The organism is Burkholderia sp. RF7-non_BP4 (genome assembly GCF_001521935.1).
In the GTDB taxonomy this organism is placed as follows: domain Bacteria; phylum Pseudomonadota; class Gammaproteobacteria; order Burkholderiales; family Burkholderiaceae; genus Burkholderia; species Burkholderia diffusa.
In genome coordinates, this window is sequence record NZ_LOTA01000027.1 from 1 (window position 1) to 1,097 (window position 1,097).

A 1,097-nucleotide genomic window follows, 5' to 3' on the forward strand; every position below is an offset into this window, starting at 1 on the left:
AGCACGTCGGCGATCAGGTTACCGACCTGCTCGGCTTCCGCCGCGCCGAAGCCGCGCGTCGTCATCGCCGGCGAGCCCAGACGGATCCCGCTCGTCACGAACGGCTTTTCCGGATCGTTCGGGATCGCGTTCTTGTTCACCGTGATGTGTGCCGCGCCCAGCGCCGCTTCCGCCGCCTTGCCCGTGATGTTCTTCGCGCGCAGGTCCACCAGCATCACGTGGCTTTCCGTACGGCCCGACACGATCCGCAGCCCGCGCTTGACCAGCGTTTCAGCCAGCACGCGCGCGTTCTCGACCACCTTCTCCTGGTAAGCCTTGAATTCCGGCGACAGCGCTTCCTTGAACGCCACCGCCTTCGCCGCGATCACGTGCATCAGCGGGCCGCCCTGGATGCCCGGGAAGATCGCCGAGTTGATCTGCTTCTCGTATTCCGACTTCATCAGGATCACGCCGCCGCGCGGGCCGCGCAGGCTCTTGTGCGTCGTCGTCGTCACGAAGTCCGCGTGCGGCACCGGGTTCGGATACACGCCCGCCGCGATCAGGCCGGCGTAGTGCGCCATGTCGACCATCAGATACGCGCCGACCGACTTCGCGATCTTCGCCAGACGCTCGAAGTCGATCTTCAGCGCGAATGCCGACGCGCCCGCGACGATCAGCTTCGGCTTGTGTTCGTTCGCCAGCTTCTCGGCGGCGTCGTAGTCGATGTCTTCGTTTTCGTTCAGGCCGTAGCTCACGACGTTGAACCACTTGCCCGACATGTTCACCGGCGAGCCGTGCGTCAGGTGGCCGCCGTGCGCGAGGCTCATGCCCATGATCGTGTCGCCCGGCTTGAGCATCGCGAAGAACACGCCCTGGTTCGCCTGCGAACCCGAGTTCGGCTGCACGTTCGCGGCTTCCGCGCCGAACAGCTGCTTCACGCGGTCGATCGCCAGTTGCTCGACGACGTCGACGTATTCACAGCCGCCGTAGTAACGCTTGCCCGGATACCCTTCCGCGTACTTGTTCGTGAGCTGCGAGCCCTGTGCGGCCATCACGGCCGGGCTCGTGTAGTTTTCCGACGCGATCAGCTCGATGTGCTCTTCCTGGCGGCGGTTTTC

General features: G+C 65.0%; 1 protein-coding gene. It reads right to left on the reverse strand.

Annotated features, from left to right (window positions below; all coding sequences use genetic code 11):
• Positions 1 to 1,097: serine hydroxymethyltransferase (gene glyA, locus WS49_RS09885; protein ID WP_059527259.1), on the reverse strand; the 1,097-nt coding region annotated here is incomplete at both ends.